Source organism: Pseudoalteromonas 'SMAR', assembly GCF_048515945.1.
In the GTDB taxonomy this organism is placed as follows: Bacteria; Pseudomonadota; Gammaproteobacteria; order Enterobacterales; family Alteromonadaceae; genus Pseudoalteromonas.
Genome location: NZ_JBLWMW010000024.1, coordinates 26637 through 49536, shown reverse-complemented (window position 1 = coordinate 49536; position 22900 = coordinate 26637). Strand labels below are relative to the sequence as shown.

General features: G+C 44.7%; 19 protein-coding genes. 3 read left to right on the top strand and 16 right to left on the bottom strand.

What is annotated here, in order from left to right; translation table 11 throughout:
- Positions 1 to 94: 94 nt before the first annotated feature.
- From ACNKW2_RS11490 to ACNKW2_RS11480, 3 genes are all read right to left on the bottom strand, one after another.
- The gene (locus tag ACNKW2_RS11490; RefSeq protein ID WP_419148689.1) at positions 95 to 2149 is read right to left on the bottom strand and encodes a S9 family peptidase; all 2055 of its coding nucleotides are present in this window, start codon (positions 2147 to 2149) and stop codon (positions 95 to 97) included.
- 177 nt (positions 2150 to 2326) lie between these two features.
- Complete coding sequence (locus ACNKW2_RS11485; RefSeq protein WP_336565198.1) at positions 2327 to 3553, bottom strand: threonine/serine exporter family protein; 1227 nt, start codon at positions 3551 to 3553, stop codon at positions 2327 to 2329.
- Positions 3554 to 3863: 310 nt separating this feature from the next.
- Positions 3864 to 4868, bottom strand: a complete 1005-nt coding sequence (locus ACNKW2_RS11480) for a LacI family DNA-binding transcriptional regulator (protein WP_419148688.1) — start codon at positions 4866 to 4868, stop codon at positions 3864 to 3866.
- 136 nt (positions 4869 to 5004) lie between these two features.
- Here ACNKW2_RS11480 and ACNKW2_RS11475 point away from each other — a divergent pair, with 136 nt between their 5' ends.
- Positions 5005 to 7488 (top strand): S9 family peptidase, encoded by a 2484-nt coding sequence (locus ACNKW2_RS11475; protein ID WP_419148687.1) that lies wholly within the window; start codon positions 5005 to 5007, stop codon positions 7486 to 7488.
- A gap of 49 nt (positions 7489 to 7537) precedes the next feature.
- On the opposite strand, the gene ACNKW2_RS11470 is transcribed toward ACNKW2_RS11475, so the two are convergent.
- From ACNKW2_RS11470 to ACNKW2_RS11450, 5 genes are all read right to left on the bottom strand, one after another.
- Positions 7538 to 8386 carry an EamA family transporter gene (locus ACNKW2_RS11470; RefSeq protein ID WP_419148686.1) on the bottom strand — a complete coding sequence of 283 codons (849 nt, stop codon included), beginning with the start codon at positions 8384 to 8386 and terminating at the stop codon, positions 7538 to 7540.
- A gap of 188 nt (positions 8387 to 8574) precedes the next feature.
- Entirely contained in the window at positions 8575 to 9369 is a 795-nt protein-coding gene (locus tag ACNKW2_RS11465) for a class I SAM-dependent methyltransferase (RefSeq protein WP_419148685.1), read from the bottom strand.
- Between the two features lie 207 nt (positions 9370 to 9576).
- Complete coding sequence (locus ACNKW2_RS11460) at positions 9577 to 10659, bottom strand: methyl-accepting chemotaxis protein (protein WP_419148684.1); 1083 nt, start codon at positions 10657 to 10659, stop codon at positions 9577 to 9579.
- A 103-nt stretch (positions 10660 to 10762) separates the two neighbouring features.
- The gene (locus ACNKW2_RS11455; RefSeq protein ID WP_419148683.1) at positions 10763 to 11611 is read right to left on the bottom strand and encodes a GGDEF domain-containing protein; all 849 of its coding nucleotides are present in this window, start codon (positions 11609 to 11611) and stop codon (positions 10763 to 10765) included.
- Between the two features lie 92 nt (positions 11612 to 11703).
- Positions 11704 to 12123, bottom strand: a complete 420-nt coding sequence (locus ACNKW2_RS11450) for a DUF3429 domain-containing protein (RefSeq protein ID WP_419148682.1) — start codon at positions 12121 to 12123, stop codon at positions 11704 to 11706.
- A 239-nt stretch (positions 12124 to 12362) separates the two neighbouring features.
- On the opposite strand from ACNKW2_RS11450, the gene ahpC reads away from it, so the two are divergent.
- Together ahpC and ahpF are read left to right on the top strand one after the other, a co-directional pair.
- Positions 12363 to 12932: an alkyl hydroperoxide reductase subunit C gene (gene ahpC, locus ACNKW2_RS11445; protein WP_336565190.1), complete on the top strand. Its 570-nt coding sequence runs from the start codon at positions 12363 to 12365 to the stop codon at positions 12930 to 12932.
- A gap of 79 nt (positions 12933 to 13011) precedes the next feature.
- The gene (gene ahpF / locus ACNKW2_RS11440; RefSeq protein ID WP_419148681.1) at positions 13012 to 14580 is read left to right on the top strand and encodes an alkyl hydroperoxide reductase subunit F; all 1569 of its coding nucleotides are present in this window, start codon (positions 13012 to 13014) and stop codon (positions 14578 to 14580) included.
- 135 nt (positions 14581 to 14715) lie between these two features.
- Here ahpF and ACNKW2_RS11435 read toward each other — a convergent pair whose 3' ends face one another.
- The 8 genes from ACNKW2_RS11435 to ACNKW2_RS11400 all read right to left on the bottom strand — a co-directional run bounded on the left by ACNKW2_RS11435 (position 14716) and on the right by ACNKW2_RS11400 (position 22801).
- Entirely contained in the window at positions 14716 to 15285 is a 570-nt protein-coding gene (locus ACNKW2_RS11435) for a hypothetical protein (RefSeq protein ID WP_419148680.1), read from the bottom strand.
- 2 nt (positions 15286 to 15287) lie between these two features.
- Positions 15288 to 16493, bottom strand: coding sequence for a murein transglycosylase domain-containing protein (locus ACNKW2_RS11430; protein WP_419148679.1), 1206 nt, complete (start codon positions 16491 to 16493; stop codon positions 15288 to 15290).
- 174 nt (positions 16494 to 16667) lie between these two features.
- Positions 16668 to 17381, bottom strand: coding sequence for a hypothetical protein (locus tag ACNKW2_RS11425; RefSeq protein ID WP_419148678.1), 714 nt, complete (start codon positions 17379 to 17381; stop codon positions 16668 to 16670).
- A complete protein-coding gene (locus ACNKW2_RS11420) occupies positions 17381 to 18676 on the bottom strand; it encodes a hypothetical protein (protein WP_419148677.1) in 1296 nt (431 codons plus the stop codon). The genes ACNKW2_RS11425 and ACNKW2_RS11420 overlap by 1 nt, the downstream gene beginning before the upstream one ends.
- 9 nt (positions 18677 to 18685) lie before the next feature.
- Complete coding sequence (locus tag ACNKW2_RS11415) at positions 18686 to 20053, bottom strand: hypothetical protein (RefSeq protein WP_419148676.1); 1368 nt, start codon at positions 20051 to 20053, stop codon at positions 18686 to 18688.
- Positions 20050 to 21180 (bottom strand): hypothetical protein, encoded by a 1131-nt coding sequence (locus tag ACNKW2_RS11410; protein ID WP_419148675.1) that lies wholly within the window; start codon positions 21178 to 21180, stop codon positions 20050 to 20052. Before ACNKW2_RS11410 ends, ACNKW2_RS11415 begins: the two co-directional genes overlap by 4 nt.
- 2 nt (positions 21181 to 21182) lie before the next feature.
- Positions 21183 to 22091 carry an LPP20 family lipoprotein gene (locus ACNKW2_RS11405; protein ID WP_419148674.1) on the bottom strand — a complete coding sequence of 303 codons (909 nt, stop codon included), beginning with the start codon at positions 22089 to 22091 and terminating at the stop codon, positions 21183 to 21185.
- On the bottom strand, positions 22091 to 22801 hold the full coding sequence (locus ACNKW2_RS11400) for a hypothetical protein (RefSeq protein ID WP_419148673.1): 711 nt from the start codon (positions 22799 to 22801) through the stop codon (positions 22091 to 22093). Before ACNKW2_RS11400 ends, ACNKW2_RS11405 begins: the two co-directional genes overlap by 1 nt.
- Between the last annotated feature and the right edge of the window lie 99 nt (positions 22802 to 22900).

The following is a 22900-nucleotide window of genomic DNA, read 5'->3' as shown; positions in this document are numbered from 1 at the left end:
ATAGGCAAAAGAAAGGCCGAGCAGCTGCTCGGCCTACCTATTATGGGGAATATAAATAACCTTTGCTAAATTGGCAATAGCAAAACGTTATTGTTTACTTATTGGCTTCTTTCACGGCTTTGAGTTTTGCAGCGTGATCGATTTTATAATCCGGCATCTCTTGGTTGCCATCAATTAGGTAGTTATCCATCCAACGCATTAGACGTAAGCTGTAGTCATACTGAGCCGCTACTTTGCGGTTACCATGACCTTCGCCAGGGTAGTAGACCAAACGTACATCTTTGCCTTGCACCTTCATATAGCGGTAAAGCTCCATAGATTGTGCAGGGTGTACACGGGGATCTTCTTTACCATGCATAATAAGCAGCGGCGTTTCAGATTGACCTGCCCAGTAAATTGGGCTGCGTTCTAGGTACCATTGCCACTTATCCCAAGGGTATGAACGCGCATGCACTAAGTGCATTTCGTTAGAGATGTCTGTGGTACCAAATTTAGATAGCTGGTTAGCAATACCAACAAACATTACGCTGGCAGCAAAATGTTCCGTTAGTTTAGTTGCACCCCAAGCGGAAGCATAACCACCATACGAGCCACCTGTGATACCAACGCGCTTGCTATCAACCAGTCCCATCTCAACTAGGTGTGTTTTCATATCCACTAGGTCGTCAAACTCTTTGCCGGCATAGTCACCTTGGCCAAGCTTAGAGTAATCAACGCCCTTACCTGTTGAACCACGGTAGTTAGGATAAAATACTGCATAGCCTCGAGCTGCACCCATTTGACCTGGATCTGAGTAGCTAGTTAACCAGCCGTTTTTATCGTGGCTTTCTGGGCCGCCGTGTACCGCCATGATCAATGGGTAACGTTGACCTTCTTGGTAATCCAATGGGTAGATAAGTACGCCACCAATTTCAACGCCATCGCGGGCTTTTAGAGTAATTGACTCTTGTTTAGCAAAACGTTTGCCATCTAGCCAAGGGTTAGAGTTTGATAGCCGAGTGGCCTTTTTACCACGAACCATAAACACTTCGTTAGGGTGCTTAGCGGTGTTGGCGCGCAGAGCAATGGTTTTGTCAGAATCCGAAATAGACAGGTTTGACGCAATAAACTTGCCTTCTTTGATCAACTTCTTGTAGTCGTTCGAGCCAACCTTGATTTGGCCAACAAAGCTTTCCACACCAACATTGGCAACAAAGGTAAGCTGGTTTTTGCGGTTAGACCACTCAAAGTCGCCAATGTGGCCCATAAAGTTGGGGATCCACTCTTTGATTTCGCCACTTTGTGCATCTGCTAGATATAAGCGGCCCGTTGCCGGGTCGTGTTTGTCTTCAGCACCTAAGATAGCGATGTATTTGCCATCATGAGAAAACTCAGCCGCACCGAGTTTACCTTCGGTTTTGAACGACATAGTAACTTTTTGGCTGTTTGCATCAAGTACATGCCATTGCGATTTCATGTACTTATCGTCGATAAGTGCAGTAGGTTGCGTTTTCACTAATAACTTAGAAGCGTCATCGGCCCAGTTAATGTCGCTGACGTAACCTTCAATGTTAAGCGCTTTAGGCAACAGTGGCTTGTCAGCTTGGGCTAAATCAACAATGTGAAGTTGCTTGTTTTTCAGACCCATTTCATACACTTCAGCCATAAAGCCAAGCTCTTTTAGCTCTTTTTCAGACTTGTCCGCCGCTGGCATGGCTAAAATGGCCACTTTTTTACCATCTGGGCTCAAGCGGTATGATGAAATATTGGTGCCTTTTAGCGACATGACTTTTTGCGCCTCACCACCATTGACGGCGATGCGATATAAAGCGCGCTGTTTGTCGTCTTTTTTCTTAGTTAGGAAGTAAATAAACTGACCATCAGCAGACCAAGAAATACTTGAAATGCTAACTTTACCGGTAATAAACGGGCGTTCAACGCCATCGTCATCAACCACATAGAGTTCACGGTAATGAGAGCCATTTTTATCCACATACAGCTCACGAGGGACTGCTCGGGTGAATGCCACCATTTCCCCATCTGGGCTGATCGCGGCTGAACTAACCGATTGAATTTTTGGAATATCTTCAACTGTGATGGTATCACTGCTGGCGTATGCCGTGCAGCTTAGGCCCATCGCCAGTGCCAATGCAGACTTAAGTAGTTTCATTATTTGTCCTAAATTTCATTCACTTGTTGTTATAGGGAACTTCAAGATGAAGCTTTTTGGTATTCTACTTGGCAACGCTGTAAAAACCAATGTTTGCGATTAAGCGAGCGTTTAGTGGGGTCAATGGCAGGCGAGAACTCGCCTCAGGCGGCACTGGGCCCGCCTGAGGTGTAGAGACTATAAGCTCTTTTTCGGTGGTAGCACCACATTGGCAAAGATAAGTCCTGCGATAAGCGACATAAAAATCAAAAAGGTTTGCTGGCCGATATGATCGGCATAAACAAAGCTTTGCCCTTCAATAAGCGAGTTAAGACCAATGTAAGTTTTTGACCCGGGAACCAAGACGATTAAGCCCTGCATCGCCACGATGGAGGCCGGTGCATTCACCACACGGTTAAAAATATTGCTAAATACCCCTACAGCAAAAGCGCCAACGAAGGTGCCTAGGGCATAATCAAAGTACACCGCAGCACTGATGCTAGCAGCGTAAGCAATAAACCCAGAGGCTATCGACCAGCTGGCATGTTTAAGCTTGGTGCGAAACATCACCACTAGGCTGGTACATAACAGCAGCACGGCAAGCCACGCGGTCCAGCGGGGGAGTGGCAAAGGCTGAACAAAGTCGACCTGACCAAATAAGCCAAAACCTAAACTGATCCCTAAAAATGCACCAAAATACAGCTTAAACAGTAGCATGATTGAGTCCATCACCCGAGCGGTGCCAGACACTAAATGCCGAGCTGAAAGCTCAGCAAAGCCCAGCGCTAAAGCAAGACCTGGAATAAACACAATAATCGCTGAAAGCACCACTAGACGAATATTTATCTGTGGGTCAATGTAAGCCGATATGGCACAAGCTGCAACGGCAGACACAATGGCAACTAAAGGCTCTAACATGTGCGTGACACGCTTAGAGTAACCCGCCCAAAGCACAAACAGATAAACCATCAACGACAACAAACCTGACCAAAGCACATCGTTCCAGCTGGTGCCCATAAGCATGGCAAAAGCACCGCCTGAGGTGGCAAAGGCAACGCCTGTTAATACTCGATTGTAGGGCGCTTTGGCATTGAGGATCTCGTCCAAACGCTGCTCGGCATCAAACAACGACATTTCACCAGAAAGCACTTTGGTGGCGACATCGTCCGTATCTGAGAGTGAACCTAAGTCATGATCGCCAGGGTCGACTCGAGCAACATGGGTGTATTCGTCTTCATGGCCTTCTGTCCATATAACAAAAGTCACGGACGTAGGTGACATGACAAAAGACGACTTCAACCCGAGCCGAGTGGCGACTTCCATTAAGTGCGCCTCTAAGCGGTATGCTGGAGTACCGTATTTATGCAACATTTTGCCAAGCTTCACTAAGAAGCGACGTTTTTCTGTAAAAGTGGCGTTATTCAACGAACCTAAGCCTTAATTTTGTTTGCACTGAGCCAAAGCACCCTATGACTCAATATTAATTTGCAATTACACACTCACCATAACACCTCCCCAGTATGGAACATATAAATGTTTTTACTAAGGAAAGTGGTAAATTATCAAGCGTAGAAGTGTTTTGCTGAGGTGGAGTTGTTGGAAAATAAAGCAGCCTCAGCACTGACGCGAATTCTATCCAGTTTGCTGCCGATGTCTATTACTTTTGTCAGCAATTGGGGCTTTTTTTGCGCTAGATTAAATGGCAAGGCAAGTAAGCGATAAAAAGCGCGCTAAACTAGGCTGAGTCTCTGATTTTTAACGAGACACCCACCAGCGTTCTGGCTGCAGGTGGAGTGCCATTGAGCATATCAGCCAAGGCATCACACACCCGTTTGCCAATGTCCTCGGCCGCAACGCGAACCGTTGTCAGTGCCGGCTGCATCATTTGTGAATCATCGAGGTCATCAAAGCCCACCACCTTGATGTCTTTACCGGGTATGATCCCGACGCTGGTTATGGCTTCAATCACACCATAAGCTACCACGTCGTTAAAGCAAACAATGGCGCTGATTTGATGGCTGCCGTGCAAAGCGTGGAAAGCGTCTCGGCCGCCGGCTCGAGTGGTGGGGCATGGTATCACTGGGGCTTCGCTGAGCTGGTGTGCCGCCAGTGCGGTGTTAAAGCCGTTAAGGCGCTCGGCAAAATCAGAAATACCATCATTGCCACCAATAAAAGCCAATTGCGTGTGGCCTTGCTCAATTAAGTAGTTGGTTGCCAGGTGGCAGCCTCTTTGATTGTCGGGTAACACACATGGCGCGCTGGCAAAGGCGACTTCGCGCATCATAGTAATAACCGGAGTGCCCTCAGCGATTAATTGATCTAGGCTCTCGCGAGTGGTGTTGGGCGCTGGCACCATAATATAAGCGCGGACATTGTATTCTTTCAGCGTCTTAATTAAGTCTTGTTGGCGTTGAACGCACTCGCCACTGTTCACTAACATGGGCACCAACCCCAGGCTGTAAATGTGTTTTTCTAGTCCCACGGCCAATTGGGCTGAGTAAGGGTTGGTAAGGTCATTGATCACCACAGCCACTAGATTTGAGCGCTTACTCCGTAAAGCCGCAGCCCCACGATTGTAGACATACCCAAGTTTATCCATAGCAGCTAATACCCGCTGTTTACGAACGTCGCTCACTTTGTCGCTGTTGGTGAGCACTAACGACACGGTGGACTTTGACACTTGCGCTTCGGCGGCAACATCAAAAATAGTTACTTTAGCGGGCTTTTTATCGCTGTTCATCGTGATAAAGACTGATATGGCTTATGGGATTGCTCAGTGTACCGCAACTTTTCTTGGCAATAAATCGTAAACCCCTGCACATAGAGTAAAAATCAAGATATCATCACAGATTGAATGTCGAACTAAGGTAAGCACTGTGAACGTCATAAAATTATTCGCTTTTCTCGTTCTGATAACGTCAACAATGAGCTCAGTATTGGCACAAACTCAGGGGTATCAAACGCCCTCCGCTGAGTTGGCTAAATTGGTCGATGCGCCACTGATCCCGGCGAGCCGCTTAAGCGCTAACGGTAAATGGTTGGCATTGTTAGAGCGCAAAAGAGTTGTCAGCTTGGCTGAGCTTGATCAACCTGAGCAGGCTCTGGCTGGCATTAAGTTTAACCCCAATACCTTTATGCGTAGCAACGGCCAACAATACAGTGGCATAGAGTTTAAGCACGTGGACACTGGCGCCTTGATTAAGGTATCGGGTTTACCCCAGGGAAAAATCCGCGCCCCACATTGGAGCCCTGACAGTCGCTACTTGGCGTTTATTCTAGAGCAGTCAACGCAATCCACCTTGTGGGCTTACGACATTGAAAATCGCAAATTAACTCAGCTGACGCAGTCAACGCTTAATGGCGTGGTAACCAGTACGCCTTATCAGTGGTTACCTGATAGCAGCGCGTTGATTGTGAATATTGCCTTTAATCATGGCAAGCAGCCAGAAGCCAAAACCAAGGCGGCATTGACTCCGGTGATCCAAACCACTGCGGGGAAAAAAGGCGCGACTCGAACGTATCAAAACTTGCTGCAAGACCCATTCGATATCAAACTATTTAAGTTTTATGCCCAAGGGCAGCTGATAAAGCTCAACCTCAATGCCAATGCTCAGCAAATTGGTAACCCCACTTACCTAAAACATTTTTCGGTTTCACCGGATTCCACCAACTTGCTGGTAAGCATGATGGACGAGCCGTTTTCTTATCAGGTGCCTTACAGCCGCTTCCCTGCGGTTTGGCAAGTGTGGGGCATGCGCGGCTTCCCATTGTATGAAGTGGCCAGACAGCCGCTCGCCGACTCATTACCAGCAGGATTTGACAGTGTGATCACAGGGCCGCGCAAAATTCACTGGCGTGCTGATGAAGGCGCTACTCTGATCTGGGCCGAAGCCCAAGACGGCGGTGATATGTCAGCTGCAGTAGAGCATCATGATTACCTCTATAGTATTAGTGCGCCCTTTAAAAAAGCGCCGGAGCTTTTTGCCAAAGTTGAACATCGCTTTTCCAGTATTTATTGGGCTAATAACAGCGTTGCACTGCTTAACGAGTGGCGTTTTAGCGACCGCAGTGTACGGACATCGGTGTTTTCACCGTTAAGTCCGCAGCGCAATCGGGTGGTGTTTTCACAGCGCAGTTACAATGACGCCTACCAAGATCCTGGGCGCTTTGTATTTGAAAACAGTGACCTAGGCACAAGAGTGTTAAAGTTAGTTGGCGGGCGCTATTTATTTTTGACAGGCGATGGCGCGTCAGAGAATGGCAATGTGCCATTTTTGTCCCGCTACGACATAAAAACCAATACCACCACGCGCCTGTGGCAGTCTGAAGCGCCTTATTACGAGCGTGTTCGCGCGATGCTTGACGACGAAGGCATGCGCTTTATTACGGTGCGCGAGTCGCGACAAGAGCAACCAAACTTTTTTGTTCGTGATCAGCAGTTTAACACCATAGAACAGTTAACGCGCTTTGCCCATCCTTACCCGGCTTTTAAAGGCGTGGTGAAAGAGCAGATCAAATACCAAAGAGAAGATGGAGTTGAGCTCAGCGGCAACCTCTATTTGCCCACTGATTATGACCCCACTAAAGGGCGCATACCGGTGCTGATGTGGGCCTACCCTTTAGAGTACAAAGACAAAGCTGTGGCTTCGCAAGTGCGTGAATCGCCTTATCAATTTCCATACATTGGTTACTGGGGGCCAATGCCATACTTGGCCAAAGGCATTGCTATTTTTGACAACCCAACCATGCCCATTGTCGGTGAGGGCAATGAAGAGCCTAACGATAACTTTAGAGCGCAATTAGTGGCCAGTGCTAAAGCGGCGGTCGATACCTTGGTAGAAAAAGGCATTGCCGATCCGCAGCGAATTGCTATTGCAGGCCATTCGTATGGCGCCTTTATGGTGGCCAACTTGTTAGCCCACAGTGACTTGTTCGCCACCGGAATTGCCCGTAGTGGTGCTTATAATCGCTCTTTAACACCGTTTGGTTTTCAAGGGGAGTCACGTAACTTTTGGCAGGCTCAAGATGTCTATGCCAAGATGTCGCCGTTTTTCCATGCCGAGAAAATCAACGAACCCATGTTGATGATCCACGGTGATGAAGATCCCAACTCCGGCACTTTTCCAATGCAGTCAAAGCGGATGTTTGCAGCCATCAATGGTTTGGGCGGTGAAGCAAGATTGGTTATGCTGCCCCAAGAGGGGCACAGCTATAAAGCCAGAGAGAGCATTTTGCATGTGCTTTGGGAGCAAGAGCAGTGGTTAGAGCGGTTTTTATTTCCACCAGCTGAAGAGCCACCGTTACCAGAGGTGGCTCCAACGCTTGAGCAAAGCCAGCAGTCAGCGGCAACGGTGAATTAAGGTAACATGAGAGGTTGCCCACTGGGGCAACCTTTATAGCCTTATATTATTAAGCCTTATTAGACACTGAGCTGCCCACTGAGGCGGTAATAACCATTAAAATGGCCAGCCACTGCCACAGCGTAAGTAGTTCGCCCAAAATAAGAAAACCCGCCAACGCCGCTATGGCAGGCTCCACACTCATTAAAATACTAAAACCTTGAGCCGGCATTTTGCGCAGCGCCACCATTTCTAAACTGTAGGGCAGGGCACTGGAAAGTAAACCAATGGCGATGCCCAGAGGAATGAGTGACCAATCCAGTAACGCACTGCCTTGTGAAACGACACCAAAGGGCACTACCGCCAAGGCTGCCACCGTCATGCCAATGGCCACCGTAGTGCCACCAGAGCCCTCGGTACCAGAACGTTTACCATATAAAATATAGCCAGCCCAGCATGCCCCAGCGACGAGCGCTAGCAGGACACCCACCGGATCAAGGCCATTGACATCACCTAAGTCGGGCAGTAGTAACAAAATTCCGGCTAGGGCAAAGGCAACCCATAAATAGTCGCGTTTGCGCTTAGATGAAAAGAGCGCCACAGCCAGAGGACCGGTGAATTCTAACGCCACACCAATGCCGATGGGAATGCGGGCAATGGCGTAATAAAAGGTGATATTCATGCCACCTAAACACAAACCGTAGACAATAAAAGGCCGCCAGTTTTTCGGTAGTTTGCGCCAAGGCTTAAATACTAAGCAGAGTATTAAGGCAGAAAACCCCAGTCGATAGGCCGTGGTGCCCTCTGGCCCGACAAAAGGAAAGAGCTGTTTTGCAATGGAAGCACCAGATTGGATCGTCACCATGGCACACAATAAGCAAAGTATTGCGATGATAAAATCGCGATTAAGTAATGGCATCAGCACCCCAAATAAACCAAATCACTGGTAACAAAAAGCATCAATGGCCGTAGTCTAATAGGGAGCATTACATGGCTCAATGAATTTTGTATATTTTATGCTTTTATTTTTGCAGCTAATCTTTATTTAGTAATTTGCTTACTTTTTGTTTGCTAACTTTCCAGCTTGTTATCTTGTGAGATGTGTGATCACAAAGACGACTTGTCTTGCAAATAGTCTTGCCAAGCCTGTTCGTGTGCCGCCATTGTGCGATGTTTTTTAGCGCCAAAATGTGCCTCTCGGTCTTTATCCGTGAGAAATGGCCCGGCACGGCAAATAGTACAAAAGCCCTCTTCTAGGTAAGGCGGCTGATGTAATTGTTGGCGCAGCGGATGCAAAGCCAGCGGCGACCAATAATAGCTAATTCCACTGGTGTCTTTAACGTGTTTATCACGGTCAACATTGCGGATTTTGTACTCTGGAAATTGGTGAATATCAAAAGCAGATTGGCCCAGGTAATGTTGTGTTGTGTCTTGCGCTAAGCTGCCCTCAATATTCCATTCTAAATAAGGCTTAACGTCTTTAGAAGTGATGATGCTCAGCTGCTGGCCATCGGGGTCAAGGGCATAGCGAGTCGAGTTCAGTAAAAACAGTCGCAATAAGCGACGGTTTAGGGTGTTAATGGTTAACGCTTGCTGTTGAAATTCTGCGTGTGAAGCAAACCCTGGCAGTAATGGAAATTGAAAAATAACGGCATCAAAACGCTGTGTGCCTAATTGTTGCCAGCTACTCGGTTGTGTGACATCAAAACCTGTGAGTACCTTAATATTCAGCGCGCGCAGCGCATCGAAAGCGTTGTGACGATATTTTTGTTTTAGAGTGGTTTCACTGTCGTAGACACTGGCACATAAATAAGTGGGTTTAAGGTGCTTAGCCAAAGACAGTGAAAAGCTTAAGTCGCCATCCCCCACCGTAAGAATACGCCATTGTTTTTCTACAATCATAATGCTCGTCAATCTAAAAAAGGGCTACTTTAGCAAACCTGTACAGATCAGGGTAGCACTGGATATTAATGACTTGCTTTAAGCGTACAGCGATGGTCTATTAAACATACAGCGCCGGCAATGAACCAACGCGCATCTTTGATGGTGGGAAACAGCAATGATGCTGCCTTACCCACACGAGTAGACAGGGAGCAGCATGGTAAAAGCTTAATGTGCAAGTTGGTCCAGAAGCTCCATTACTTCCAAACTGGCGTGTTCCATTTGGTTCAGTAATTTGATTGCAGCTTGGGTGTCACCAGCCTGAAAGCGTTTCATGGCTTCAACCCCCGCGCGGTGTACTTCTCTATGTGGAGACTCAAGGCGCTTATAGGCGCTATGGTTACCAAACTGCTGTGCACCTTGTTGACCGTACCACTGCCCCAAGCGGCACATCGTGTGGTCGGCAAAGTCATCAATGCTTTTGTGGCTATTACCTATAATGACGTTATAGACATCGCCTTTCCATACCACATGATCAAGCTTCACCGTTTGCAAAAAGGTTTGCGTGGTCGAGCTGGAAATGGTGTTTTTCATCGAATCGCAAGAGCGGGTGATCCCTTCATATTCATCATTTAAATGACCAATGCTGTCTGACAAATTAATGTTTGCAGCTTGAATTTCCTCAACCGCACCGACGGTGGTGTGAGTGGTATCAATGATTTTTTTCACCAAATCGGAGACTTCATTGGCCGATTCGTTGGTGTTATTGGCCAAGGCCCTGACTTCATCTGCTACTACAGAGAAGCCACGTCCGGCTTCACCAGCTCGTGCAGCTTCAATAGCGGCGTTTAGAGCCAGCAAGTTAGTTTGGTCAGAAATTTTTGAGATGGTAGTAACAAAGGTGTTGATGTTGTCTGCCATTTCCGACAACCCAGAAATGTTCTCTGTCATTCTATCCATATTGCTGGTGAGCCCATCCATGCCGGTTAAAATATTCTTTAGGGCTTTTTCTGATTTATCAAAAGCTTGGTTAACTTGCTCTATGGATTGACTCTCTTGCTCGATGTGCATAAAACTGGCAAGTACGGTTTCTCTGATCCCTTGAATTTGACTGAGCCCTGTTAAGGCACACTGCAAGAGTTGGTTGTCGGTGTTGTCGTTGAGCTCACTTTGGGCTTCGATAACTTGTTGCTTTAAGCTTTCGTTTTCTGCTGCCAACTGTTCATTGTCTTGACGAAGCTGGAGGATTTCTTGTTGTGCTGCGACAAGCGCTTGTTCTGATTCATTATTTGAGAAGAGTTTTGCAAACACCGGATTGTTCCTACTAACTGGATATTAACTGAATCTTAGCAATGTTTGATTATCTCTACCATACCAACGTATTACTTTTTAGTTGAACCAGATGTTTTTTATTTCAGTCAGAAGGGTTGCGAATGCTGGAGCGGACATTTTTAGCGCTTTTGTCACGGTACATTTTTTCATCTGCCGCATGGATGATTAAATCAGGCGGCTGGCCGGGCTCCACTTTGACAATACCCACACTGACATTGATGTCGTAATCTTCTAATCCCTTTATCAGTGCCGCTCTTACATCATCTAATTCGGGGCGAGCGCCATCGGCAAAAGCGATAAATTCATCACCGCCAATCCGAAAGCCTTGCTTATCACCAAAAAATGCCCGCATATTGTCGCAAAATTGCACTAATACCCGATCGCCTACGTGGTGGCCATGAGTGTCGTTCACTTGTTTAAAGTTATCGAGATCCAAATACAGCAACCACTGATTGTCGAAGCTGTGGTCGCGCAAATGTTCAAAGCAAGACTTACGACTGCCAACACCGGTCATGGCATCATGGTTGGCTTCATAGTGCATCTTTGCTTCAAGTTTTTCGCGTTTGACAATCTCTTGTTGTAACTCTTGGTTAATTTGCTTTTGTTTTTTAAAGAGCCCAAAAAGACAGTAACTGAGCAGCAGAAAACCAATGTTTTTCAGAGAAGTATCTAACAATAATAAAGCGATGGTTTGGCCTGCATAGAAATCTTCCGCAACATCCAAGGCGAGCCCCGCTGCGTAGATGGCAATGGCGATTTTTATCAAGCGGTTACTTATGGTGTAGAGCATGATCCGAAGCAGAGTAAGTGCTAAACCTAGCCAGATGACTTCTTCATAACTTTCAAAATGTCCGACCCCAATGGACCACTGCAGCCATAGCAGGGCGGCAACAATAAGCCAAATAAGCAACAGCGGAAAGTAATATTTCATGGCATCGAGGTCGACGAAAATCGTGGCTAGGTACCCTTAGGTATAGCTAAGCCAAGGCATTCAGTAAACGTTTCACTAGTAGTAAGCACTTATTATGTTAATTCTAATGCTTGCGAAATCATAAATAGGTGACTTACAAACACCAGCGAGGTTAATACTGTGCGCATTTTACAATAATCTTTATGGTAGTCTTGCCAGCGCGGCATGGCGCGCTCGATGCCATACACAACCCAGTAAGTCACTGCTAAGTAAGCTAAGAGCCACTGTGGCGCCAGCGCGCTGATCAATGGGTAGGGGATAACCACTAATACGGCTAAGATGGCATGGCTTTGACTTTGCTCGCCTGCGCGCCACAAACTGCCAGCCATAAAGGCTAAAATGCCTAAACTGTAAAACACAAAAGCATTGAGGATTTCACTGGTGGCACCGAGCATCAGGGTGCCAGCGATACAGGCTAAAAAAGGTAAAAAACCTAGGTATCCCAATTGAATATGATTGAAGTAGGGGTGCATAAATTCTCTCAGCAGTTAAATTGCAAGGTGATCATACCTTATCTGTTAGGCATTTATACCGCAAAGGGGACTTCTGTGATCACTTATTTCCCATGACAAAGTTAGGTAATCAGTTTTTTCGATTACTACAATCCAAACAATCTGTTTTATTTAAAGCTCAGTATTCCTTATCTTAATAATCAAGCCAAGGCGAGATGACTCGCTAACTTAATTCAAACTAAACCATAGTGAGGAAAACAATGAGCAATTCATTAATTAACACAACAATCAAACCATTCAATGCAACCGCGTATCACAATGGTGATTTTATTGATGTATCAGAAAAAAGCCTACTTGGTAAATGGTCAATCGTATTCTTTTATCCAGCAGACTTCACGTTTGTTTGCCCAACTGAGCTAGGTGACCTTGCAGACTACTATGCACAGCTTCAAGAAATGGGCGTTGAAGTGTACTCAGTTTCAACAGACACCCACTTCACGCACAAAGCATGGCACGATGCCTCTGAAACCATTAAGAAAATCCAGTTCCCAATGATTGGCGACCCAACTGGCAAAATCACTCGCAACTTTGGTGTGATGATTGAAGAAGAAGGCCTAGCATTACGTGGTACTTTTGTAATTAACCCAGAAGGTGAAATCAAAGTAGTTGAAACCCACGACTTAGGCATCGGTCGTAGCGCCAAAGAGCTGGTTCGTAAAGTGCAGGCGGCACAATACATCGCTCAGCACGATGGCGAAGTTTGCCCAGCATCTTGGCAGCCTGGTGAAGAAACATTAGCACCTTCATTAGACCTAGTTGGCAAAATCTAAATAGCCAAACGGAGCGCCTCGCGCGCTCCACATTTCTTTACTTAGTTTTTGCGAATTTTTACTTAGAGGGTTTCCCGACATGTTAGACAATCAAATTAAAACTCAATTACAAAGCCATTTTAGCTCTCTACAACACCCGATTGAACTGAGCATAGCTGTTGATGACAGTAAAAAATCGCAAGAGCTAAAAAGCTTGGCTGAAGACTTAGCAACGCTAAGTGAAAAAATTACCGTAACTAAAGCCGAGGGGGCTGAACGCATTCCACAAATGGTGGTAAAAGGTGTGCAGTCTGGAAGTGAGATCACCTTTGCCGGTGTGCCTATGGGGCATGAGTTCACCAGTCTAGTGTTGGCACTATTGCACTCAGGCGGTCATGAAACCAAGGCCAGTGCCGATGAGCTTGAGCAAATTGCCACTATTGATAGGCCGCTTAATTTCGAGGTTTATATATCATTAAGTTGCCAAACTTGCCCGCAAGTGGTGCAGGCGCTAAACCTCATGGCGGCGCTTAACCCCAATGTCAAAGCCACTATGATTGATGGTGCTTTGTTCCAGCAAGAAGTGGATGAGCGCAATATCATGGCTGTGCCTACGGTTTATCTTAATGGCGAGCAGTTCAGTCAAGGCGCAGTAACATTGGCGGACATCTTATTAAAGCTCGACAGCAAGGCAGGAGAAAAGCAAGCGGCCAAACTTAATGACAAAGACATCTTTGATGTTCTGGTTGTAGGTGGTGGCCCAGCAGGTGCTTCGGCGGCAATCTATTCCGCTCGTAAGGGCTTAAATACTGGAGTAGTTGCTGAGCGTTTTGGTGGCCAAGTAGCCGATACACTGGGAATTGAAAACTTTATTTCAGTGCAGAAAACCGAAGGGCCAAAGCTTGTTGCTCAGCTTGAAGAGCATGTTAACGAATACCAAGTCGATGTGATGAAAAACCAGCGTGCCGCCGGCATTACTAAAGGGGACACCCTAGACATTACGCTCGAAAATGGTGCGGTACTCAAAGCCAAATCAGTGGTGTTAGCTACCGGTGCTCGCTGGAGAAGCATGAATGTGCCTGGCGAGGCCGAATACAAAGGTCGTGGCGTTGCTTATTGCCCGCATTGCGATGGCCCGTTATTTAAAGGCAAGCCAGTTGCCGTGATTGGCGGTGGTAACTCAGGAATTGAAGCTGCCATAGACTTAGCGAATATTGTTGAGCACGTTACGGTATTAGAGTTCGCTGATAGCTTAAGAGCCGATGAGGTGTTAATCAAAAAGGCCAAGAGCCTTGCTAATGTGACGATCATCAAAAATGCCCAAACCACAGAAGTGGTAGGGGATGGCAATAAAGTCACCGGCCTTAATTACACTGACCGTGTGACAGGTGAGGCAAAGTCACTAACGCTTGCTGGCATTTTTGTTCAAATTGGCTTAGTACCAAACACAGAGTGGTTAAAAGAAAGCGCTGTGGCATTAAACCGCTTTGGTGAAATAGAAATTGATGACAAAGGCGCCACCAATGTTCCAGGCGTGTTTGCCGCCGGAGATGCCACCACCACACCATTTAAGCAAATTATTATTGCCATGGGGGCAGGTGCAACGGCAAGCCTAGGTGCTTTTGACCACTTGATCCGCTCAGGACAAGAAGACGAGCAAGCTGCTTAACTAAAACGGAAAGAATCATTGCAACATCAAATGCGAGCCATTTGATAATACACCCATGCAATGCTCCAAAGCCACGCAATCGCGTGGCTTTTTTTATTTCTTATGTTTAGCGTTAAGTTGAAATTAGCAACAATGTTAATTACTCAGCTTTTCTAACTCTTGTTCAAGCTCTTTAACTGCTTTTTGCGTCTTAAACTCTTCATAGAGTGCAGCGCGTGAACTTGGGTCTAAACGTTTTCCTGACTGTTCGATAAGGTTACTGAAGGTTTCCTTGGTGTTGGTCATAACAACAAAGGTACATAGTTGTTTTGCACCATCTAACTTTGCAAAAGCAACCTCTTGCGGGATCGCACCGACTAAGCTTTGTTGAGCAACTTGCTTGCTGACTTGTTCAAATGTACCACCGGAGTTGAACTCAGTATTACTTTGCGTTTTTCGCAGGTACAGTTTATCCATTACGCTAGCTTTTATCTGAATTTGTTGTGCTAAGTCTGCTCTTGCAGCCGCAAGTGCTTGCGCTCTATCAATAGACATATTTCCAGACCATGGTACACATGATGAAGAGGCCAACCCGTTGTCTGAAACTGGTAGTAACACCCAGCTTGGTACTGAGTCATCTTTTGCTAATGGCTCTGATTGACTTTTTTCAGTGCTTGAGCATGCACTTAATGTCAGCGCGGCGATAATAGGTAATAATTTTTTCATTATTAAAGTCCTTGCAATTGTTCTTGGTAGTAAGCGGTGCGTTTTACCACTTTTTTTACATAACTACGGGTTTCTTGTGCGGGTAATTTATTGAGCATTAACTGATATATTCCCTCTGCTGATATACTATTAGCTGCAATACTTGCCTGGTTGAGAGACTTAGAGCCACTGAGCGTTTTGGCAACATTGCCAGGGCCTGTGTTATAAGCGGCAATACTTAAAAATAGCCGAGACTGAGGGTTGCGAATATTTTTAAAATAGCGACTCGTCAGTAGGTGAATATATGTGCTTCCTGCTTCAACATTATTCGCAGCCTGAAAAAGATATTCTGGGCTCAATAACAATGGCTTTCCTTGTAAATAGTTACTCACATCTTTACCTGCTGATGTCGGCACTATTTGCATTAAACCAAAAGCAGGGATTGGGGAACGAGCTAATGGATTAAAACTAGATTCTGTATGAATAATAGCAAGCAAGAGCGCTGGATCTAGCTTGTAACGAGCCGCCTGAGTATATACTTCAGGTAGATATTTTTTGGCTCGCTTTGATAAATTATTAGCAGGAAGCTTATAGCTCACTTTTACTCGATCTTTTTGTTTAGTTATAACTGGAGTAGTTGAAGCGAGCGTTTCTTGAACTGTATCAACCGATAAAACCGCTTCCTCAGTCGTTGCTTCAGCTTTGCTTGGCTTACTTGTATGTAAAGGAGAGGGCTCACCTTGAGATGCATTTGAGGATAATTTGGAGTTACGGTTTATAATGTCACTTGCCGCTGTGTATATTGGATCCTTTGCCAACGTTTGTGCTACCGAAGTTTGCGATAATGCCGTTAATTGCTGATTGGCATACTTCACTGCTTGCTCATTATTATTGCTGTTTAAGAGCTCAATAATAACCTCACCTTGTTCAAAGTTTACACTGGTGCGCGCATTTAAATCTTCACTATATTCCACCCATACTTTGGAGCTTGGTAAACTCGGGTCTTGCCATTTTTTATTCACTTTTTTAAGAAAGTTGCTCTGCGCCTCACGCCATGCGTTTACAAAGGCATCAAACTCTTGGTTTTGTTGTTGTTCGAATTGATTGAATTCACTTTGTTGTTGTTTTAAAAATGCGGCAAATTCATCCTTGTCATTTTCTGTGGCGGCGTTTACTACATTTAAGTAGATACAACAAATTATGCCCAAATACTTTGCGTTTATATGCATCGTTAATTTCCATTTAATTTCGTTCTTTTGACCACCGCAGATTGAAAGTTATCTTACACTTAGCAGGCGTGATAAAAATCGAATGGCGGGTTTTATAACCTGCTGCTCACCAAGTGTGTGTTAAGCTCTTTGGTACAGTTTAAAAATCAAGTATCGCTGACAGCGAAACAAGAATTAAAAGTAACTACTTAAATCATCTGCGGTTCGTTGCTCATACTCAGTCTGAGCAGCTAAAAACAACTTTCTGCAAGCAATGCTTTCGCACCTTTGCGCGAGTTCCATTGTTTGTTGAAAACGTTGGTTGTTAAACCATATTTGAGCCACAGCAGCCTTTGCTTGGTCTAATTGTAGCTCACTGGCAATTAAGTATTTATCAAGGTAAGGTAAGCGCTCGTTTTTTGGTGACTGCTGTGCAATCAGGGCTACCGCATCAGATGTTGAGGAATGGTGGTTCATTGCTACTCTAAGCAAAGGTCTTAAACTTAGCTTACTTTCTTCGCTACTTACTTTCCAAGCAGCCCTAAGTGCTAACCCTGCTAGGTTTGTGTCGTCATCAGCAGTTACAACTTTGCCGGTACAGGTTAACCATTGATCTTGCTTTTCTTGCTGGTAATCAGAGATGGTTGCCTGAATAAAACTAACCTTTTCAGGTAGTTTAATACTCAGTTGTTTGGCTAAATCTTCTCTAACTTGATTTCGATATGGTAATGTCAGCGCATGTCGGCATGCTTTTTCAAGTGCATGTTTGGCATTAGGTTTTGTTGCCATCACCCTTGCATATTCGCCATTGACCTGACTTATAAAAAAGCCACTCTGCTCCTTAAGAGTTTGCTCTGAATCAAAGGTGGCCATAGCCACCAATGCAAGGCTTACAATGGGTGCTAGCATTAAAGCTCCTCTTCGCTTGCTACTTTACCCGATGCCCCTTTTGGGTTAGCCGCTTTTTCATTTAGGCCACCCACTGCTCGTATCTTTCTTCCAAAGCGGTTCATGCCATTGATGGTACTACTTTGAACACCTGACATTTCATTTGCAGCTTGTCGAGCCGCGGCCTCTAAGCTTGGTGCATAAACTGCGACACTGTACTGCCATAAACCATCATCACTGGCAAAGCTCTTAACACTTACACCTTGTGGTAATTTGCCTTTAGTAAGAGTGCTGTACTCATCGGAAGTTTTTAATTGGTTTAAAAATATATTGCGATCTTCTTCGAGTACTTTTACTTGTTGTGGATCATTTAAGTTAGGATCATCGTATTCAAACTGTTGCGAGCCTTCCATTTGCTTTTCGTCAAAGCTACCTTGCCAATAAACCTTTTCGCCTTGCATTGTTGCTAACAGTGCTGAACGTGCACGTGTTTGAGACTGAGATTTAGCCACACTTTTTAATTTACGTGCTACTTTACTATTTTTATTGTTGCGAATGATTGCTGAGCCATACCCCAAGACGATGATTTCTCCGCTATCAGCATGGGTTAGTACTTTTGCGCCAACAGGAGGCAGTACACCAGACTTCACATCACTGATTACTTGTTGAAAAATGGCATTGGGTTCGCTAGTGACTGCCACAGCACCGCGGTTGACTTGAATTTGCGAGCGAGTTTTAGGAGTAGAAATTAAGCTAACACGAACTGATTTTTCATCGTTATTGTCATAAACATCATATGTGACAAAGCCTGCTAGTGAGCCTGAGACAGACTCTTTACATGCCTCCATCATACTGGTCTTTTCATTGGCAACTCCCTCGGCGCCAGTATCAATGACATCCATTGATGCATTGACCAAATTGTCACAGGTATGATCTACGCCTTTCATATTTTCTATCAGTTGCTTTTTAGCAATTAAGTAGGCTTGGTTATATGCTCCGCGCTTTGATAGTAATGTCGCATTGATATTGTTGTAGGTGTTATAGCTGGCGCTACCAATTGATAAGATACCAGTACCACTGCCCACCTGAATCATTTTAATACCATCTTCATCATCATCGATCAGTGCTTGGTGAGCAACCGCAACGCCAACATTACTATCTTTAGCAACAACCACATCTCCTGTTAATTTAGCTTGTTCTGCATTAGCTACGCTGGAACCCGGTCGCGCTGGGATCATATCTGTTAAGCTAAATTCTTCAGCTGCAATGGCAGGCATAGTTAAAACCATTGCTAATGTTAATACGTTAAATTTCATCATCTATCCTTATTTGTAGCTGAGTGTAAACTCATCTTCTATTGTAATTTTTGAAAGGTTGTCAGCCGTTACTGTTACTAAAGCCTGATCAAGAATGTGTGCGAGCTCACCGACGTTCCCCTTAAACCGTAAGCTTGCGACGACATTGTTTTGCTGTTTATGTATAGACACATCACTCACACCTGCCAAAGTACTTATCAGGTCATGCAGCTTTTCTGGTTGGGTAAGCACATTGCTAGGTATAAGCACTTGACGTGCAAGTCCTCCCATAGAAACAACTTGCGCAAATGCATTTCTGAGGTTTGAGTGCAGTGCTTTTGACTGTGACTCACTGGCTAAATGCACTGACATTAAATCTTTCTCTACGTTATTGGCAATGGGCAGAGAGAGTAGTGAAGGGTCGTTACGCCATTGACCATAAACGTTTCCAGCTAAATCGCGAACATTGACACTCAAAGAAAGCTGCATATTGTCGTCACGCTTAATTAAATCAGACTTTGCATTGATCACTAAACTGGCTGCTTTGCCTACTTCAATTCCTTGCTGATTTAACCAAAGCTTGAGCTCTGCTTGTAAGGGAGTAGGGGCAATAACTTTTACCCTTGGGGAGCCAATCATGCTAAGTAATTTCGATGCTTTTTGAATCAAAGGCGTCTTTTCGACGACTGCCATTATGGTTACTTCTACACCACCGTTATCTAATGCTTTGCTTTGCAGCGTTTGCCATTCTTTGACTAAACCTTCGCTGTGGCTGGATAAATGCTCGCTGATAAGCTCTTGCATATTGGTTGATTCTAAGCCATCGGTAATATTCATACTTGAGCTTGATGATTGTGTATGCTGTTGAGTAAGCCATACACCAACAACTTGTGAGACTGCACGTTGAAGAGCGTCTTGCTCGGCAACAGCTAAGGCAGTCTTACCTGCTTTATCCCAGCCTTGACCAATAACCGTAACGCTAATATCTTGGACTGCTTGTTGCCAATCTTGCGGTTGTGACTCTCCAAGGTTCTGGGGATTAAGGCTGACGGTTACGCAAGTGTCATTACCACTGATAATAGGGGATGAATGACTCAATGGTACTGCTCCCGCATCTAAGCCCTCTATCATAGAAGTGCGTTGCTGCTCATATAAAGAGGCTGCCTCATCATTTAAACTAGTTGATACATGTTGCTGTGCAGTTTGCAAGGTCAGGCTTTTGTTACCTTTAATAAATTTGATAAGAGCAGCACTGGCTTTTGTCTTTGCATAGGATACTGCGTTACTTCCACGGCCATATGCACAGGCCTGAGTTTGCAATGTTCCGTCAGCAAGCACATCCACTTGCGCTTGCGCGCTCAATGAACAAAGTGCCAATAAGGCAAGCCTGCTTATCATGTACGATTCTCCAAAAAGTCCGCAGGAGTGCCAACCGAAACCGCAAATATCTTTACTCCGTTGGCTGGTCTGTAAATGCTATTTATAGCTTTACTTTTAACAGCAGCGGCGCTACTGGAGTCTTTCCAGCGAATAATTTCACCATTGGCACTACTGCGAGAAGGGTTGACATTGGCGACACCTAATGGCTCTACGAATCCGGCTTCATAACTAAAAATAATCATGGTTTCATTAGGTAAAATGCCAGCATTTTGCCCTCTATCAAGGCTTATTTTATTTCCTTTAATACCTAACACCTGTGCAGTAGCTGGCATTTCAGTCAACATACGGGTAAGCAAAATATCAATGCCGCGGGAGCCCATATCACTTAGAACGGCATTTACGTGGGCACTTTGATCATAACGAAACCCTGCAGCATATCGGCCACTGACCGTGGTAAACTTAAGCTCAGAACGGTCGCGAACATCCTCTGATTTAACTCTAATTTTACCAAGGTTAGGGTAAGATAGCTTTTCTCGAGTCTGTGGGTTAATAACACCTGTCGTCAGCTCGAGGGTGTAGTCAGCCCAATCTGTAATAGCACCTTCTGTTTTTAAGGTTCTCAATGAATCTATTTTAACGATAAAATCAGGCATTAAGGCTTTCACTTCAGCTCGTTTAGCTGCTGCTTTAGCCCCTTGTTGTTCTAGAAAAATTTGTTGCTCTTCGGAGATAGTATTGTCATCTCGGGTGATGATTCTAAAGCGGTTAATACCTGCGAACTGATTTTCCAGCATAAGTAACAAGTTTTTGTTATCAAACTCACGCATTGCATCAACACCAATACCATTACCGCTGACACTTGCTAAATCAAAATACATCCGGACTATGGGTTTCTTTAGAGGACAACTTTGTGATTCATTATTGACATCAAAAGTACAACGCTCTAAGCCTTGGGTGTCAAAGTAAGCTGGCATGGTTATATCAGCATCACTAAACGCATAGGCACTTTTTGCTATAACGGCATTTGACGCTTTATTACTGACTTTACCTAATTGTGTGGAGCTCCCTTTTTGCGGGGAAGTGTTACAACCTACCAACATGGAGAAGGTTAGTGCTGATAATACTGTATTTTTGATTAGTTTCATTTTTAGTCCTTAATATCAAACAACCAATCACTAGCTGGCGCTTTTAGCTGTTGTACTAAATTATTAATTACTTTTTGTTTTGCTTTGTGTTGTGAGCTATCACTCTCCTCCGCCAATAAGTCATGTTGCAATAACACTTTAAAAGGACTTTGGCTGCGAGTGAGGGCGAGGGTTAGCTTTGCTCTAACAAAGTGGTTTTGATTAGACTGAGCATAATGCCACTGAACTTGTGGACGCATCCATAACTCAATGCTGCCACTTTGAGGAAGAGCAGAGTGTAATGCCGATTTAATTGTGCTTATGTTATTTGCCCCAACGACTTTACAGCTTATCGCTTGAAAAGCCCGAGACCGCTCATCTAGTAAATTATTTAACCTTGGTCTAAACGGTGAGTCTGCGTTAGAAAGGTGTTCTAAAACTGCCAACTTTTTAGCTGCAACCTCAAGCCGGCCACTATTCTGCAGAGCCCAAAGAAAGCGCTGCTCAGCATCACTTTGTGGTGCTGACAGTCGAGAAAGCGCGGCCAAGTCATCTTGGAGGGTTTTCACTAAAGCCACTTTCTTAACACCAACTTGCAAAGCAAAAAGGTCATTAAGTTCCATCGACTTAAGTTCCACCAAGCCCGTCAATGTAAAAGGTAAGCTAGTTAATGCTGTTTCTTGCTCAAAGTAACTTTCTACTCGGTTATTCTCTTTTACAAGTTTTTGGACTTGTGTAGAAGAGACATTGATACTTAATTGATTTGTAATCTCGGTTATAGCCGCTTGCTTTGCAGCTAAGCGGCTTTCGCCAATACCAACAGCCGTAATATAATCATTACTTAGTTGCGGTTGTGTCACCCAATTAGGCCAATTTTGAGCAGAGCAGTTAAAAGCAAGTACCAGTAAAATAGCAAAAATGCTAAATTTCATTAGCCTTTCGCTTCTTGCTCTAACTGCAATTCGTTAATCGCTGTAATGGTGGCTTGCTCTAGCTCTATGAGTTCGTTGGCCTCTAGGGCTAAGGACAGTTGATCTTTTGCTTTAAGTAAAGCTGTACCAATGTCTTGTGGATCTTCAGCTTGCTCTTCTTTTTCAGAAAACATCGACATTAAGCTGCTTCCTGCACTCATTGTTACTGCAGTGGCTACTTCATTTTTGTACTGAGACAAAATATACGCTGATTTAGCAACTTCAATTGCAAGATCCGTTGCCAGTTCAACGTTTTGCTCATAAATGCTTTCATTTGCCAGATTGTATGCGGCAATTTTGTAACCAATCTCTTGTTCTTTACTTTGTGCACCCTTATCAAACTCAATAATAGCCGCCTCTAACTGTTCAGGTGTTGAGTTTTGATGGCTATATAAAAAAGCTTGTACATCACGGTAATGATCAGTTTGGGTACGGTATTGGCCAATCACCTTGTATTGGCGTTCAAGCACAATAGCTGCTGCATTTAAAAACTCATTAATACCAGGTACAACATCCACGGGGTGTTGATAACCAAGAGTATCCATACGGGTAGTAAGTTCTGCAACAGCGGCATTTCGATCTAGGTTAGCAGATGTGTTTGTGTCACTGGTTGATACACAACCGGCAAAAAGTGGGGCAAAAACAAGAGCAGAGATTAGTGATTTTTTCATAAGGTAACTCCATGTAAATAAAATAAGGCAAGAAAGTAAAAGTGTACAAACTGACTTATTCTTCCTTGAATATGTTAATAGAGTTACTGAATTTAAACT